This window comes from Pseudomonas sp. B15(2017) (assembly GCF_002113215.1).
Taxonomy (GTDB): domain Bacteria; phylum Pseudomonadota; class Gammaproteobacteria; order Pseudomonadales; family Pseudomonadaceae; genus Aquipseudomonas.
In genome coordinates, this window is record NZ_NEJZ01000005.1 from 315,293 (window position 1) to 329,546 (window position 14,254).

Sequence of the window (14,254 nt, forward strand, 5' to 3'; positions counted from 1 at the left end):
AGAGATTCACCCCTTTTTATTCAGCGGATATTCAGCCATCCCTGAAACATCCTGTTTGAGGTTTTACTGCCATGGTTCGTCGCACCAAAGAGGAAGCTCAGGAAACGCGAAGCCAGATTCTGGAAGCCGCCGAGAAAGCTTTCTATGAAAGGGGCGTGGCCCGTACGACGCTGTCCGACATTGCGAGCCTTGCGGGTGTAACGCGCGGTGCCATCTACTGGCACTTCAGCAACAAGGCCGATCTGTTGCAGGCGATGCTCGATACGCTGAAGGAACCGCTGGATGAACTGGCAAAGGCCAGCGAAAGCGAGGACGAACCCGATCCGCTGGGCTGCATGCGCAAGTTGCTGATTCATTTGTTTCATCAAATTGCGCTGGACCCAAAAACCCGGCGCATCAACGAAATTCTGTTTCATAAGTGCGAGTTCACCGATGAAATGTGCGATCTGCGCCAGCAGCGCCGGACCGCCAGCCTCGATTGCAATGTGCGGATCGCGCTGACATTGAGTAATGCGGTCAATCGTGGGCAGCTGCCGGCAGACCTCGACACTGCCCGGGCAGCCATCAGCATTCACGCCTATATCGACGGCCTTCTTTATGGATGGCTCCTGGCGCCGGACAGCTTCGAACTCTACGCCGAGGCCGAGCGCTGGGTCGATACCGGGCTGGACATGCTGCGCCTGAGCCCCAGCCTGCGCAAATGAAACAAAATTCGTTATTGGATCAGTTTGTGTCAATGAAGGATGCGGATGAAGGTCCGTGTTCACTCGCCCCGCTGCAATGGGATGCTTTTATATACCTCTGCGGCGCGGGTTGATATGTAGCGAGCTACGTATTTTGTAGGGATTTTGTGTCGAGCCTGTGAACGAATGTGAACGGCCGCCCACCCAGCGACCAATAAAAAGCCCCCGACTCTCGCGAGTCGGGGGCTTTTGCGTTTCTGCGGTATGGCTTACAGAGTCGGGTAGTCGAGGTAACCGACCGCACCTTTGCCGTAGAACGTTTCCGGGTGCGGTTCGTTCAGCGGCGCGTCGGCCTTCAGGCGAGCCGGCAAGTCCGGGTTGGCAATGAACGGGATACCGAATGCCACAGCGTCAGCCTTGCCCGCTGCCAGCCAGGCGTTGGCGCTTTCCTTGGTGAAACGTTCGTTGGCGATGTATGCGCCGCCGAAGGCTTCTTTCAGTTGTGGGCCGAGGCTGTCGGCGCCTTCTTTCTCGCGGGAGCAGATAAAGGCGATGCCACGCTTGCCCAGCTCGCGAGCGACGTAGGTGAAGGTTTCGGCCAGGTTGTCGTCGCCCATGTCATGGGAATCGGCACGCGGAGCCAGGTGCACGCCAACACGGCCGGCGCCCCAGACTTCGATGGCCGCGTCAGTCACTTCCAGCAGCAGACGGGCACGGTTTTCCAGGGAGCCGCCGTAGATATCGGTGCGCTGGTTGGTGCTGCTTTGCAGGAACTGGTCGAGCAGGTAGCCGTTGGCGCCGTGGATTTCCACGCCGTCGAAGCCGGCGGCCTTGGCGTTTTCCGCGCCGACGCGGTAGGCGTCGACGATGTCGGCGATTTCAGCGGTTTCCAGCGCACGAGGGGTTGGATAGTCGGCCAGCGGGCGAACCAGGCTGACGTGGCCTTTTGGCTGGATGGCGCTCGGTGCAACCGGCGCTTCGCCGTTCAGGTACGACGGGTGGGAGATCCGGCCGACGTGCCACAGTTGCAGAACGATCTTGCCGCCGGCTGCGTGAACGGCCTTGGTCACGTTGGTCCAGCCGCGCACCTGGTCGTTGGACCAGATGCCCGGGGTGTCCGGGTAGCCGACACCCATCGGGGTCACCGAGGTGGCTTCGCTGATGATCAGGCCGGCCGAAGCGCGTTGTACGTAGTACTCGGCCATCAGCGCGTTGGGTACGCGGCCTTCGTCGGCGCGGCAGCGGGTCAGCGGCGCCATGATGATGCGGTTGGACAGCTCGAGGTCGCCCAGTTTGATCGGATCGAAAATCGTTGCCATGAGATACAACCCTCGTGAGGTAAGTGAGTGAATCAGTTAGCGGTGGCCAGCTCGGGATTGCCGTTCTGGCGGAATGTGATCAGGGTCACCAGCAGCGCGAGGACCGCCAGCGCCGCTGCGGCGAGAGGCACGCTTGTCAGGCCGTAGCCGTGGGCGATGACGCTGCCGCCGACCCAGGCGCCGAGGGCGTTGCCGACGTTGAAGGCGCCGATGTTCAGGGTCGACACCAGGTTCGGTGCGGCCTGGCCGTAGGTCACGACGTTCACTTGCAGGGCCGGCACGGCGGCGAAACACGCGGTGGCCCAGAGGAACAGGGTGATCTCGGTCGGGATCAGCGCGATGCTGGTCCAGGTCAGTACCGTGGAGGTCACGGCCATCGCGATGAACACGCCGATCAGCGTCGCGGCCAGGCCCCTGTCGGCCAGTTTGCCGCCGATGATGTTGCCGACGGTCAGGCCCAGGCCGATGAGCATCAGGGTCCAGGTCACGCCTCGGGGCGAGACACCGGTGACATCGCCCAGCAGCGGTGCGACGTAAGTGAACAGGGTGAATACCGAGGCGGCAAACAGCGCGGTCATGCTCAGCGACAGCCAGATACCGGCGCCTTTGAGCGCGGCCAGTTCGGCGCGCATGTCGAGTTTTTCTTCGTCACGCTTGGCGGGCAGGAAGCGGATCAGGCCGATCAGCGCGATCACACCGATCACGGTCACTGCCCAGAAGGTCGAGCGCCAGCCGGCTTCCTGACCGAGGGCGGTGCCCAGCGGTACGCCCAGCACGTTGGCCAGGGTCAGGCCGGTGAACATCAGGGCCACGGCCGAGGCGCGTTTGTTCGGAGCGACCAGGTTGGCCGCGACCACCGAACCGATGCCGAAGAACGCACCGTGGCAGAGAGCGGTAACCACTCGGGCGAACATCAGCACGTTGTAGTCACTGGCGATCGCGCAAAGCAGGTTGCCGATAATGAAGATGCCCATCAACGCCACCAGTGCAGCCTTGCGCGGCAGTCGTGCAGTGGCCATTGCCATGAACGGTGCACCGATGGCCACGCCCAGAGCGTAACCGGTCACCAGCCAGCCGGCGCCGGGGATCGACACACCGAGGTCGGCCGCCACATCGGGCAGCAGGCCCATGATGACGAACTCGGTGGTGCCGATGGCGAAGGCGCTCAAGGCGAGTATGAATAGTGAGAGGGGCATCGTTTGTTCCTTTTGGCTGGCTGACGTTAAGGGTCAGAGCTCTTTGCTGAGGGTGCTGAGGAACGCCTGGATCACGTCCTCGTTGCGTTTGAAAAAGTGCCACTGGCCGGCTTTCTGACTGCTGATCAGCCCGGCCCGTTGCAGGGTGGCCAGGTGGGCGGAAACGGTCGATTGCGACAGGCCGCAGCGTTGATCGATCTGCCCGGCACAGATGCCGTACTCGTGGTTGTGGATCTGTTCCGGAAACTCGGCTTTCGGGTCTTTCAGCCAGTTGAGGATGTCTCGCCGTACTGGGTGTGCCAGGGCTTTTATTATTTCGTCGAGGTCAATGTTCATGGCTGGGTGCTCAAGATGTGTGTAGCGCTATATCGCGATGGGGCGAACTTTAAATCGGTACTTCGCGATATACCAATATGAATTTGATCTGATGACCGCATAAATCGGTATATCGGGTTATAACGATATGTGAGGTGTAAACAAACGCGGGCGCGGTGCTAAGCTGCGCCCATGAACTATCTCGCACATTTACACCTCGGTGGCCAGCGTCCCGGTCAACTGCTTGGCAGTCTGTATGGCGATTTCGTCAAAGGGCGGCTGCAAGGGCAGTTCGACCCGGAGATCGAAGCGGCGATTGCCCTGCATCGGCAGATCGACGTGTTCACCGATCGCCACCCGCTGGTGGATGTCTCACTGGCGCGGTTCTCCAGGACCCGCCGTCGTTACGCGGGCATCGTCCTCGACGTGTTTTTCGACCATTGCCTGGCCCGGGACTGGACGCTGTACGCCGACCGCCCGCTCGCCCAGTTCACCTCCGACGTTTACCGTGTGCTGTCCAGCGAGCGGCAGTTGCCCGAGCGCCTGGCGAAGATCGTCCCGCACATGGTGGCCAATGACTGGTTGGGTTCGTATCAGCAATTCGAAGTGCTGGAACAGGTGTTGCGCGGGATCTCCCGGCGCCTGACCCGACCTGAAGAACTGGCGGGGGCGATGGAAGACTTGCGGCGGTTGTATGAACCGTTGAGCGAAGACTTTCGTTTGTTCTACCCACAGCTGCAGGACTTTGCCGGCCGGCAGCTGTAGGCGGAAGTCGCCGATCAGGCCGCGATCAGATCGCGGGCGTGTTGCGCTTCGACCGGTTTGAGTACATCGCCGAACAAGGCTTTCTGCACCGCCTGCTGTGCCTCGAACGCCAGCGCCGCGCGCTCCCGGCCCTGGCAGGCAATCGGCTTGAGCAGGTGAATCTCGACATCGCCGCAGTCGTTGCTGAACAGACGCATCAGGTGCGACAGCAGATCATCGTCACCAATGAACGGCGCCAGCGAATCGATCTTGCCCTTGCGCAGATAACGGATCGCCACCGGTTGCAGCATCACCTCGGAATCAATCGCCGCCGACAGCAGGCGACCATGAAAGGTGCGCAGCGAACGGCCATCGGTGGTGGTGCCTTCCGGGAACATCAGCAACGGATGATCGGTTTGCAGGTGACGGGTCATCTGCTTGCGGATCAACTGGCTGTCGCCCGCACCGCGACGGATGAACAGGCTGCCGGCCTTCGCCGCCAGCCAGCCGGCCACCGGCCAGGTGCGCACTTCGGCCTTGGACAGAAACGACAGCGGCGTGAGCATGCCGAGCAGCGGAATGTCAGTCCACGACACATGGTTGCTGACCCACAGCATCGGCTGTTTTGGCAGCTCGCCGTGAACGGTCACACGAAAGGGCAGGGCATTGCTCAGGCGCGCCATGAAAAACCGCGACCAGCGCTGCCGACGTTCCATCGAGTGGGCCAGCCCCAGGCGTTCGAAAACGCCGAAGACACTGGCCATGCTCAGGCCCAGCGTCACCACCAGCAGCACTCGCGCGATCCGCGCGTACACCCGCAGCCGGCTCATCACACGGCCGCCTTGAAGTGTTTGGCGTAGCGCGGGCAGAGCTCGTCGCGCTTGAGCAGGATGAACACGTCGGCGACCTGGAAGTCCTCGTCCCAGCACGGCTCGCCGCAGATCTTCGCGCCCAGGCGCATGTAGGCCTTGAGCAGCGGTGGCATTTCGGCGATCACGTTCGATGGAATGTCGAGGCTAGGCAGCGGATTCTTCGGTTCGGCGCGCAGGTGTTCGGTGCACAGATAACGCTCGCGCAGGCGCTGCATGATCGCGTGGGCCTGCACGCCGCCGTCCTGCATCGGGATGCTCGCGCAACCCATCAGATAGCTGTAACCGCCCTGATTCAGGACTTCGGCCAGTTCGCCCCACAGCACGGCGATGGTGCCGCCGTTGCGGTAGGCCGGGTCGACGCAGGTGCGACCGATTTCCAGGATCGGGCCTTGCAGGCCGGCGAGGCCGTGCAGGCTGAATTCTTCTTCGCTGTAGAACTTGCCCAGGCTGCTGGCGGCAGCGTGATCGAGCAAACGGGTGGTTGCCACCAGACGGCCGGTGTTCAGGTCACGCACGCCGATGTGGCTGCAGTGAACATCATAGTCATCCATGTCCAGACCCAGCTCCGCGCCGTTCAGCTTGGCGTTGAACTCGCCGCTGAACACGTTGAAGCGCAAGGCCTGGGCTTGCTGCAAGGCCTCGGCGCCGATCAGGCGTTCGGCTTGCAGGCGGCGTTCATTGCCGGTGTCGCTGATGCGGGCGATCTGAGTCATGTGAATCTCCGTACGGGCCTTGAACCCGTCATGGGTTGCAGCCGATCGACTTTCTTTATGCAGCCGTGTTGTGCAAAGTCAGGCTATGTAGCCCCGGTGTCATCGCCATGAATGTTTGGTGATGCTTATATGACAGCCCACAAGGAGCCTCTGATGACCTGGTCGATCCTGCTTGAATGCCGCGAACGCCTGCCCGCCGATGCCGATCTGGCGGAGGGCTTCGCCACGTTGCTGCAGCAACTGGGCAGCGTGACGCCGTTCGAACTGGCGGTGGCAGGCGGGCGGCGGATGGCGACGCCGGGGCTGGCGTTTCTGGTGGGCTATCAGGCGGCGTTGCGAATGCTCTGGCCAAGCGCGCCACCAAGCCTCGGTGCGTTGTGTGCGACTGAACAGCGCAGCCTGCGCCCGGCGGACATGCAGACCCGGCTCACGGACCTGCGCCTCACCGGGCAAAAGGATTTCGTCACCGCCGGCGATGCGGCGGACTGGCTGCTGATCGCCGCACGCAGTGAGCAACCCGGCGAATCACCGCGCCTGAGCCTGGCGGTGGTCTATCCCGGTGAGCCCGGTGTGCGGGTGGAAAAGCTCCCGGCCCTGCCGCTGATGCCGGACATCAGCCATGGCCGACTGCATCTCGATGAAGCGTTGTGCGAGCTGCTCGCCGGGGACGGTTGGGATGCCTACGTCAAACCGTTCCGCACCCTTGAAGATATCTATGTGCTCAGCGCGATGACTGCCTGGTTGTACGGCGTCGGTCAGGACAGCGGCTGGCCACAGCCGTTGCAATTGCGCTTGCTGGCGCTGTTGGCCGGGTGTGCGGAAGTCAGTCGGCAGCCACCGAACAATCCCGCCGGGCATGTGTTGCTTGGTGGCTTGTTTGCGCAGTTTGACGGGCTCAAAGCGGAAGTCGATCAGGCCCTGCGTGACGGCAATACCGAGTGGGCGGCGATGTGGCAGCGCGATCAATCGGTCATGCAACTGGCGGCGGGCGCGCGGGCCAAACGCCTGGCCAAGGCGTTGGCGCTGGACTGACCGGCCTCATCGCTGGCAAGCCAGCTCCCACACAGTCGCTGGTGTACAGGCTATCAATGGCAATCCTCTACCCCTGTGGGAGCTGGCTTGCCAGCGATGGCGGTTTCATGGGCGGCCAAATTCTCAAATCTGTCATCAACCCTGACTACCCTCAGCAGGTTCTCCCCAAGAGCCCTCACCATGTTCAAAGGCCTGTCCCTGTTTCTGCTGTTGATCAGCTTCACGGTTCAGGCCGAACAATGGCCGGGCGAGCAGTGGCCGACCGGCCCGAAACTCAACGGCCAGGCCGTCGAGGCACTGGAGGCTTACGCCTTTGCCGCCCGCGACGACGACACTCGCCAGGGCATCCGCACCGACGCCTTGCTGGTGATCCGCGACGGCCAGATCGTCTATGAACGCTATGGCGACGCAACCACCGCCGACACTCCACACCTGACCTGGTCGATCAGCAAAAGCCTGATGGCCACGGTGTTCGGCGTGGCGTACGGCGAAGGCCTGTTCAAGCTCGAGGACTCGGCCGCAACGTTCTACCCGGCGCTGGAAAAACACCCGGCCATCACCCTCAAGGATCTGCTGCACTGGGCCTCGGGCATCGACTGGCAGGAAGATTACGAATACGCCCCGCTGAAATCCTCGGTGGTGGCGATGCTCTACACCCGTGGCCACCGCGACATGGCCGCCTTCACCGCCGATCACGACCGCTACGCTCCACCGGGTCAGGCGTTCCGTTATTCCAGCGGTGACAGCAATCTGTTGGCCGCCGCACTGAAAACCATCGTCGGCCCACAGCGTTATCCGGACTATCCGTGGACAGCACTTTTCGATCCCCTGGGCATCCGCCACGCCACCTGGGAAACCGACGCCACAGGCACCTTCGTCGCCTCTTCCTACGCTTATATGACGGCCCGGGATCTGGCGCGAATCGGCCTGTTGATGGAGCGTGACGGACGCTGGAACGACCGGCAGTTGCTGCCCAGGGATTGGGTCGCCTTCAACCGCCAACCCTTCGCCGGCTACAAGGCTCATCAGGACGAAGCCGTGCCCGGCGGCCAATGGTGGCTCAATCGCCCGGCGGATGGCGCGCCTTCTCCGTGGCCCGACGCACCGCCCGACACCTTTGCCGCCCTCGGCCATTGGGGCCAGGCGCTGTACGTGATCCCGAGCGAAAAACTGGTGATCGTGCGCTACGGCGATGACCGCGACGGCAGCTATCGCCACAACGAATTGCTCAAGCGCGTGCTCGCGGCGGTGCGGCCATGAAACTGTTCAGTCGCATTCTTTTGGTGCTGTTTGTCGTGCTGCTGGGCTGGGGCTGGCACGAACGGGAAAACCTGTGGGCCTTCCCGGACATCATCAGCGCCTATACCGCCAAGGAATATTGTTCGTGCCGCTACGTGATGAACAACGACGCCGAATATTGCCGGGGTTACGTCAAGCAGTGGTTGCCCGCTGAGCTGACCGATAACGCTGCACAAAAACTCATCAGTGCCAGCGGCATGGGCCGTAGCAACAGCGCCCAATGGCAGGGCGAGCGTCAGGGCTGTCGTCTCAATCCCTGATCAGCAAAATGAACTGCCGGTTTGCAACCCGGCTCCAGGCAGTTAAGGTTCGTGCAGGTTTATCGGCCCCACGAGTCTTCAATGTTCAACCGTTCTCTGCGCAACGCCTTCGCCGGCCTGCTGCTGGGCGCTGCTGCGCTGCCGGCCCAGGCCAACTGGTATCTGGACGGCGAGTCGTCGCGGCTGTCGTTCGTCAGCACGAAAAACGCCAATATTTCTGAAGTGCAGCGCTTTCTGGTGCTGCACGGCAAGGTCGATCCCGATGGCCGCGCCGTGGTCGAAGTCGAACTGGATTCGATCAACAGCGGCATCCCGCTGCGCGACGAGCGCATGCGCAAGGAACTGTTCCAGATCGAGCAATTCCCCGAAGCGACCATCAGCACCCGGATCGACCTGCGCCCGATCAACGATCTGGCCCCTGGCGCGCAGCTTGAATTGCGCCTGCCGCTGACCGTCAATCTGCATGGCAAACAGCGCGAATATCCCGCCGAATTGCTTGCCACGCGCCTCGATGACCGACGCTTTCAAGTGGTGACCCTGGAACCGCTGGTGATCAGCGCCGAGGATTTCGATCTGCTGCCGGGCCTGGAAAGCCTGCGCAACATGGCCGGCCTGTCGGCCATCAGTCTGTCGGTGCCGGTGGGTGCGGTGCTGATTTTCACGGCGCGCTGACATGCGCGGCGCGGTATTTCCGTGGCGTGATGGCAACCGCTTCGAGCTGTTGATCGACGGCCCGCAATTCTTCCCGCGCATGCTCGACGAGATCGCCCGCGCCCGCGAGCAGATCGAACTGGAGCTGTATCTGGTGGAGGCCGGCGCCTGTGCCGAAACCATCGTGCAGGCGCTGGTGCTGGCGGCAGAGCGGGGCGTGCGGGTGCGTTGCCTGTTCGACGATTACGGCAGCCTCGCGTTCACCCTCACGTTGCGTCGGCGGCTGACCGGTGCCGGGGTCGAACTGCGTTTTTACAATCGGCTGAACTGGCGGCGCTGGGTCGGCAATTTCTATCGCGACCATCGCAAGCTGTTGCTGGTCGACCAGCGTCTGGCGGTGGTCGGTGGCACCGGGGTCACCGATGAGTTCTGGACGCCGGGCCACGACACCAGCGAGTGGCACGAGGTCATGGTGGAAATCACCGGCCCGCTGGTGCTCGACTGGCAATTGCTGTTCGACCGCCAATGGATTGCCAACCGCCACCGCCGCGCGTGGAGGCCCAACGCGCATTTCGGCCTGCCACGGCTGCCCCGCGTGCCGGACACGGGCGAGGGCATGGGCCGTGTGGCCTACGCCGACGCCCGTCAGCATCGGGACATTCTGCAATCGCTGTTCCGCGCGCTGAACAGCGGCCAGCAGCGGATCTGGCTGGCCACGCCGTATTTTCTGCCGACCTGGAAAATCCGCCGTTCCCTGCGCAAGGCCGCCGCCCGTGGTCTCGACGTGCGCCTGCTGCTGACCGGGCCGCGCACCGATCACCCGTCGGTGCGCTACGCGGGGCATCGCTACTATCCGCGCCTGCTCAAGGCCGGGGTGAAAATCTACGAATACCAGCCGTGTTTCCTGCATTTGAAAATGGTGCTGGTGGACGATTGGGTGAGCATCGGTTCGTGCAATTTCGATCACTGGAACCTGCGCTTCAACCTTGAAGCGAACCTGGAAGCGCTGGATCCGTCATTGACGGCAGCGGTGGTGGCGAGTTTCGAGAAGGACTTCGGCCTGAGTCAGCAGGTGAGTCTGGAGGAATGGCAGCGCCGACCGTTGTGGCGGCGGGTGAAGCAGCGGATCTGGGGCTGGGTGGATCGGGTGGTGGTCAATCTGCTCGATAGACGCGGCTAAGTGCAGTTTTCAGATTTGATCGTTCCCACGCTCCGCGTGGGAATGCCTCAATGGACGCTCTGCGTCCGCTTTGGGACGCGGAGCGTCCCGGGCTGCATTCCCACGCGGAGCGTGGGAACGATCGGGGCGCGGGATTACAGCAACTCAAAGCTCTGTTGCGTCACGTCCTGTGAATCCAGACCGATCTGCACGTTGAACTTGCCAGGCTCGGCTGCGTACTTGAGCTGGGCGTTGTAGAACTTCAGGTCATCTTCGGTGATGGTGAAGTGCACGACCTTCTGCTCGCCGGCCTTGAGCATGATCTTCTGAAAGTTCTTCAGCTCCTTGACCGGACGGATCATCGAACCGGTGACGTCCTGGATGTACAGCTGCACCACGGTTTCGCCATCGCGCTTGCCGGTGTTCTTGACCATGACACTGGCGTCGAGCTTGCCGGTAGCGTTCAGGGTGGTCGAGGACAGCGCCATGTCACTCAGGCTGAAGCTGGTGTAGCTCAGGCCGTAACCGAACGGAAAGAGGGGCCCGGTGGTGTCATCGAAATACTGCGAGGTGTAGTTGCCCGGTTTGCCCGGCGTGAACGGCCGGCCAATGCTCAGGTGGTTGTAGTAGGTCGGGATCTGGCCCACGGAACGCGGGAAGGTCACCGGCAGCTTGCCCGACGGGTTGTAGTCGCCGAACAGCACGTCAGCGATGGCGTTGCCCCCCTCGGTGCCGCTGAACCAGGTTTCCAGAATCGCGTCGGCCTGTTCTTTCTCTTCAAGAATCGTCAGCGGACGGCCGTTCATCAGCACCAGCACCAACGGCTTGCCGGTCGCTTTCAGGGCACGGATCAGCTCGCGCTGGTTTTCCGGGATGTTCAGGTCGGTACGGCTCGACGATTCGTGGGACATGCCACGGGACTCACCCACGGCGGCAACCACAATGTCGGCGTCCCTGGCAGCTTTCACCGCTTCGTCGATCAGCACGTTGGCCGGACGCGGGTCATCGACCACTTCCGGGGCATCGAAGTTGAGGAAGTTCAGGTAGTCGACGATCTTCTTGTCACTGGTGATGTTGGCACCGCGGGCGTAGATCAGGTTCGCCTTGTCGCCGATCACATTGCTCATGCCGTCGAACAGGGTCACCGACTGCGCCGGACGACCGGCGGCTGCCCAGCTGCCCATCATGTCGATCGGGGCCTTGGCCAGCGGGCCGACCAGCGCGATTTTGGCGGTTTTCTTCAGCGGCAGGGTTTCGTTCTGGTTCTTCAGCAGCACCAGGCTGCGACGCGCCACTTCGCGGGCGTCGGCGCGGTGCAGGCGGCTTTCGGCGTAGGTGTCGGCCGGGTCGTCTTCAGCCTTGCCGATACGCAGGTACGGGTCCTTGAACAGGCCCATGTCGTACTTGGCGGCGAGGACTTCACGCACTGCGTTGTCGATGTCTTTCTGTTCGATCTCGCCGGACTTGAGCAGTCCCGGCAGCTCTTTGCCGTACAGGGTGTCATTCATGCTCATGTCGATGCCGGCCTTGATTGCCAGCTTCGCCGCTTCACGCCCGTCGCGGGCCACGCCGTGCTTGATCAGTTCGAAGATCGCGCCGTGGTCGCTGACCGCCAGGCCCTTGAAGCCCCATTCCTTGCGCAGCAGGTCATTCATCAGCCAGGTATTGGCGGTGGCCGGGATGCCGTTGATCGAGTTCAACGCCACCATCACGCCGCCGGCGCCGGCATCAATCGCGGCGCGGTACGGTGGCAGATAGTCCTGGTACATCTTCACCGGGCTCATGTCGACGGTGTTGTAGTCGCGACCGCCCTCGACCGCGCCGTACAGGGCGAAGTGCTTGACGCTGGCCATGATGCTGTCGGCCGCGCTCGGGGCCTCGCCCTGATAGGCCTTGACCATGACTTTGGCGATACGCGAAGTCAGGTACGTGTCTTCACCGAAACCTTCTGAGCTGCGGCCCCAGCGCGGGTCGCGGGAGATGTCGACCATCGGCGCGAAGGTGATGTCGAGGCTGTCGGCGGCGGCCTCTTTGGCGGCAACGCGCCCGGACTGGCCGATGGCGTCCATGTCCCAGCTCGATGCCAGGGCCAGCGGAATCGGGAAAATCGTACGGTGACCGTGGATCACGTCGTACGCGAAAAACATCGGAATCTTCAGGCGGCTGCGCATGGCAGCGTCCTGCATCGGACGGTTTTCCGGGCGGGTGATCGAGTTGAACGTACCGCCGATGTTGCCCGCCGCGATCTCTTTGCGGATCAGCTCGCGGGGCATTTCCGGGCCGATGCTGATCAGGCGCAACTGGCCGATCTTCTCGTCGAGGGTCATTTGCTTCATCAGGTTGCTGATGAACGCGTCCTTGTTTTCCAGGGGTACCGGGGTCGTGGCGGCCAGTACTTGATGACTGGCCAGGCTGACGAACAGGCCCAGCAAACACAGCTTCTTCATGAATAGTTTTCTCAAGGGCCTAAACGGCGTTGCAATGCCGGCCAGCCAAAATTTAGGGAGCGACTATTGTTGTTCGGGTGCTGATTCAGAAAACGACAGCCGAATGTACGTCGAAAGTTTCGGCGACGTGATCGCGCAGGGCCTCTTTTTAGCCCATCGGCCCGCTGCAATCCAGTGGCGCGGGCGATTATGCCGCAACCGTCGGCTGAGAATGTTTCGCGATTCATTATTCTTGAAATGTGCAAGGGAGCACCCGTCCGATGAATGTCAGTCCTGTCTACCGCTCGCGATTGAAGGTCGCCACCCTGCTGGTGCTGGCCACATTGTTGACCGCCTGCGGCATCAACAACATCCCGACCCTCGATGAGCAGGCCAAGGCCGCCTGGGGCCAAGTGCAGAACCAGTATCAGCGCCGTGCCGACCTGATCCCCAATCTGGTGGAAACCGTGAAGGGGTACGCCAAGCACGAAGAGGAAACGTTGACGGCAGTCATCGAGGCCCGGGCCAAGGCGACGTCGATCCAGGTCGATGCCAGCACGCTCGACAACCCGGAAAAGCTCAAGCAGTTCGATCAGGCCCAGAATCAACTGACTGGCGCCTTGAGCCGGTTGATGGTGGTGTCCGAGCGTTATCCGGACCTGAAAGCCAACCAGAACTTCCTCGCCCTGCAATCGCAACTTGAAGGCACGGAAAACCGTATCGCCGTTGCGCGCCGGGATTTCATTCTGGCAGTGCAGAAGTACAACACCGAAATCCGCACCTTCCCGGGTCGCCTTTGGCACAGCGTGATGTACAGCAACCTGCCGATCCGCGAGACCTTCGAAGCCACCAGCCCCGGCGCGGACAAGGCCCCGGAAGTGAAGTTCTGAGCCGGGGATGCCCATGCGTGTGTTGAAGATGGGCCTGGTGCTGATGCTGTGGCTGTTCGCCGTCAGCGCCCGGGCCGAGTTGACCTTTCCGGCACTGACCGGGCGGGTGGTGGACGACGCGCAGATGATCGAACCGTCGGTGCGCGCGCAACTGAGCCAGCAGTTGCAGGCCCACGAACAGGTGACCGGCGAGCAACTGGTGGTGGTGACCTTGCCGAACCTGCAAGGCGCGACCATCGAGAACTACGGCGTCGAACTCGGCCGGCACTGGGGCATCGGCCAGAAGGACAAGAACAACGGCGCGCTGTTGATCGTCGCCCGGGACGAGCGCAAGTTGCGCATCGAAGTCGGCTACGGGCTGGAGGACCGGCTGACCGATGCCCAGAGCTCGGTGATCATTCATCAGGTGATCACGCCGTCGTTCAAGGCCGGTAACTTCAGTAAAGGCATCAGTGACGGCGTGGCAGCGATGCTGGTGGTGCTGGGCGGCAATCCACTGGACGAACCTTCCACGGTGTATGAGTCGGCCGGCGATCCTGCGGATGATTTCGTCTCGCGGCACCCGGCGTTGTTCGTATTTCTAGTGATGTTGTTCATCCTGACTGTTTTTGTCTGCCAGATGCTCGGTATCCTTCCCGCCGGCCGACTCATACACCGTGGAAGGTTCGTCCAGTGGATTGCCGCCCAGCACCACC

The 14,254-nt window shown here is 62.2% G+C and carries 15 protein-coding genes; 9 read left to right on the plus strand and 6 right to left on the minus strand.

The features are described 5' to 3' along the window. Positions 1 to 71: 71 nt before the first annotated feature. Entirely contained in the window at positions 72 to 704 is a 633-nt protein-coding gene (gene emhR / locus CAF73_RS10790) for an efflux system transcriptional repressor EmhR (protein WP_085697460.1), read from the plus strand. 248 nt (positions 705 to 952) lie between these two features. Here emhR and CAF73_RS10795 read toward each other — a convergent pair whose 3' ends face one another. From CAF73_RS10795 to CAF73_RS10805, 3 genes are read right to left on the minus strand one after another with little or no spacing between them, the layout of a single operon-like run. Further along, a complete protein-coding gene (locus CAF73_RS10795) occupies positions 953 to 2,002 on the minus strand; it encodes an alkene reductase (RefSeq protein ID WP_085702662.1) in 1,050 nt (349 codons plus the stop codon). A gap of 32 nt (positions 2,003 to 2,034) precedes the next feature. Beyond that, positions 2,035 to 3,198, minus strand: coding sequence for an MFS transporter (locus CAF73_RS10800; protein WP_085697462.1), 1,164 nt, complete (start codon positions 3,196 to 3,198; stop codon positions 2,035 to 2,037). 33 nt (positions 3,199 to 3,231) lie between these two features. Further along, positions 3,232 to 3,534: a helix-turn-helix transcriptional regulator gene (locus tag CAF73_RS10805; RefSeq protein ID WP_065257584.1), complete on the minus strand. Its 303-nt coding sequence runs from the start codon at positions 3,532 to 3,534 to the stop codon at positions 3,232 to 3,234. Between the two features lie 171 nt (positions 3,535 to 3,705). On the opposite strand from CAF73_RS10805, the gene CAF73_RS10810 reads away from it, so the two are divergent. Further along, positions 3,706 to 4,278, plus strand: a complete 573-nt coding sequence (locus CAF73_RS10810; protein WP_085702663.1) for an ACP phosphodiesterase — start codon at positions 3,706 to 3,708, stop codon at positions 4,276 to 4,278. A 14-nt stretch (positions 4,279 to 4,292) separates the two neighbouring features. On the opposite strand, the gene CAF73_RS10815 is transcribed toward CAF73_RS10810, so the two are convergent. Next, positions 4,293 to 5,087: a 1-acyl-sn-glycerol-3-phosphate acyltransferase gene (locus CAF73_RS10815; RefSeq protein WP_085702664.1), complete on the minus strand. Its 795-nt coding sequence runs from the start codon at positions 5,085 to 5,087 to the stop codon at positions 4,293 to 4,295. Then, on the minus strand, positions 5,087 to 5,842 hold the full coding sequence (gene olsB / locus CAF73_RS10820; protein ID WP_085697465.1) for an L-ornithine N(alpha)-acyltransferase: 756 nt from the start codon (positions 5,840 to 5,842) through the stop codon (positions 5,087 to 5,089). The genes CAF73_RS10815 and olsB overlap by 1 nt, the downstream gene beginning before the upstream one ends. Positions 5,843 to 5,995: 153 nt before the next feature. Between olsB and CAF73_RS10825 the strand changes: the two genes are divergently transcribed. The 5 genes from CAF73_RS10825 to CAF73_RS10845 all read left to right on the plus strand — a co-directional run bounded on the left by CAF73_RS10825 (position 5,996) and on the right by CAF73_RS10845 (position 10,264). After that, a complete protein-coding gene (locus tag CAF73_RS10825; protein ID WP_085702665.1) occupies positions 5,996 to 6,874 on the plus strand; it encodes an acyl-CoA dehydrogenase family protein in 879 nt (292 codons plus the stop codon). 180 nt (positions 6,875 to 7,054) lie between these two features. Beyond that, positions 7,055 to 8,134, plus strand: coding sequence for a serine hydrolase (locus CAF73_RS10830; RefSeq protein ID WP_085702666.1), 1,080 nt, complete (start codon positions 7,055 to 7,057; stop codon positions 8,132 to 8,134). Beyond that, a complete protein-coding gene (locus CAF73_RS10835) occupies positions 8,131 to 8,433 on the plus strand; it encodes an amidase (RefSeq protein ID WP_085702667.1) in 303 nt (100 codons plus the stop codon). The genes CAF73_RS10830 and CAF73_RS10835 overlap by 4 nt, the downstream gene beginning before the upstream one ends. A gap of 81 nt (positions 8,434 to 8,514) precedes the next feature. Next, complete coding sequence (locus tag CAF73_RS10840; RefSeq protein ID WP_085697469.1) at positions 8,515 to 9,105, plus strand: YceI family protein; 591 nt, start codon at positions 8,515 to 8,517, stop codon at positions 9,103 to 9,105. Position 9,106: 1 nt separating this feature from the next. Further along, positions 9,107 to 10,264: a phosphatidylserine/phosphatidylglycerophosphate/cardiolipin synthase family protein gene (locus CAF73_RS10845; RefSeq protein ID WP_085697470.1), complete on the plus strand. Its 1,158-nt coding sequence runs from the start codon at positions 9,107 to 9,109 to the stop codon at positions 10,262 to 10,264. 134 nt (positions 10,265 to 10,398) lie between these two features. On the opposite strand, the gene bglX is transcribed toward CAF73_RS10845, so the two are convergent. Next, positions 10,399 to 12,690, minus strand: a complete 2,292-nt coding sequence (gene bglX, locus CAF73_RS10850) for a beta-glucosidase BglX (RefSeq protein WP_085697471.1) — start codon at positions 12,688 to 12,690, stop codon at positions 10,399 to 10,401. Positions 12,691 to 12,950: 260 nt separating this feature from the next. Here bglX and CAF73_RS10855 point away from each other — a divergent pair, with 260 nt between their 5' ends. Continuing rightward, positions 12,951 to 13,559: a LemA family protein gene (locus tag CAF73_RS10855; protein ID WP_085702668.1), complete on the plus strand. Its 609-nt coding sequence runs from the start codon at positions 12,951 to 12,953 to the stop codon at positions 13,557 to 13,559. Between the two features lie 13 nt (positions 13,560 to 13,572). Continuing rightward, positions 13,573 to 14,254 (plus strand): YgcG family protein (locus CAF73_RS10860; RefSeq protein WP_085702669.1); only part of this gene is annotated, 682 nt, incomplete at its 3' end.

Bases quoted from the DNA above. Each gene is read 5' to 3' on its own strand.
- emhR (WP_085697460.1), top strand. From the start codon at position 72: ATGGTTCGTCGCACCAAAGAGGAAGCTCAGGAAACGCGAAGCCAGATT.
- CAF73_RS10795 (WP_085702662.1), bottom strand. From the start codon at position 2,002: ATGGCAACGATTTTCGATCCGATCAAACTGGGCGACCTCGAGCTGTCC.
- CAF73_RS10800 (WP_085697462.1), bottom strand. From the start codon at position 3,198: ATGCCCCTCTCACTATTCATACTCGCCTTGAGCGCCTTCGCCATCGGC.
- CAF73_RS10805 (WP_065257584.1), bottom strand. From the start codon at position 3,534: ATGAACATTGACCTCGACGAAATAATAAAAGCCCTGGCACACCCAGTA.
- CAF73_RS10810 (WP_085702663.1), top strand. From the start codon at position 3,706: ATGAACTATCTCGCACATTTACACCTCGGTGGCCAGCGTCCCGGTCAA.
- CAF73_RS10815 (WP_085702664.1), bottom strand. From the start codon at position 5,087: ATGAGCCGGCTGCGGGTGTACGCGCGGATCGCGCGAGTGCTGCTGGTG.
- olsB (WP_085697465.1), bottom strand. From the start codon at position 5,842: ATGACTCAGATCGCCCGCATCAGCGACACCGGCAATGAACGCCGCCTG.
- CAF73_RS10825 (WP_085702665.1), top strand. From the start codon at position 5,996: ATGACCTGGTCGATCCTGCTTGAATGCCGCGAACGCCTGCCCGCCGAT.
- CAF73_RS10830 (WP_085702666.1), top strand. From the start codon at position 7,055: ATGTTCAAAGGCCTGTCCCTGTTTCTGCTGTTGATCAGCTTCACGGTT.
- CAF73_RS10835 (WP_085702667.1), top strand. From the start codon at position 8,131: ATGAAACTGTTCAGTCGCATTCTTTTGGTGCTGTTTGTCGTGCTGCTG.
- CAF73_RS10840 (WP_085697469.1), top strand. From the start codon at position 8,515: ATGTTCAACCGTTCTCTGCGCAACGCCTTCGCCGGCCTGCTGCTGGGC.
- CAF73_RS10845 (WP_085697470.1), top strand. From the start codon at position 9,107: ATGCGCGGCGCGGTATTTCCGTGGCGTGATGGCAACCGCTTCGAGCTG.
- bglX (WP_085697471.1), bottom strand. From the start codon at position 12,690: ATGAAGAAGCTGTGTTTGCTGGGCCTGTTCGTCAGCCTGGCCAGTCAT.
- CAF73_RS10855 (WP_085702668.1), top strand. From the start codon at position 12,951: ATGAATGTCAGTCCTGTCTACCGCTCGCGATTGAAGGTCGCCACCCTG.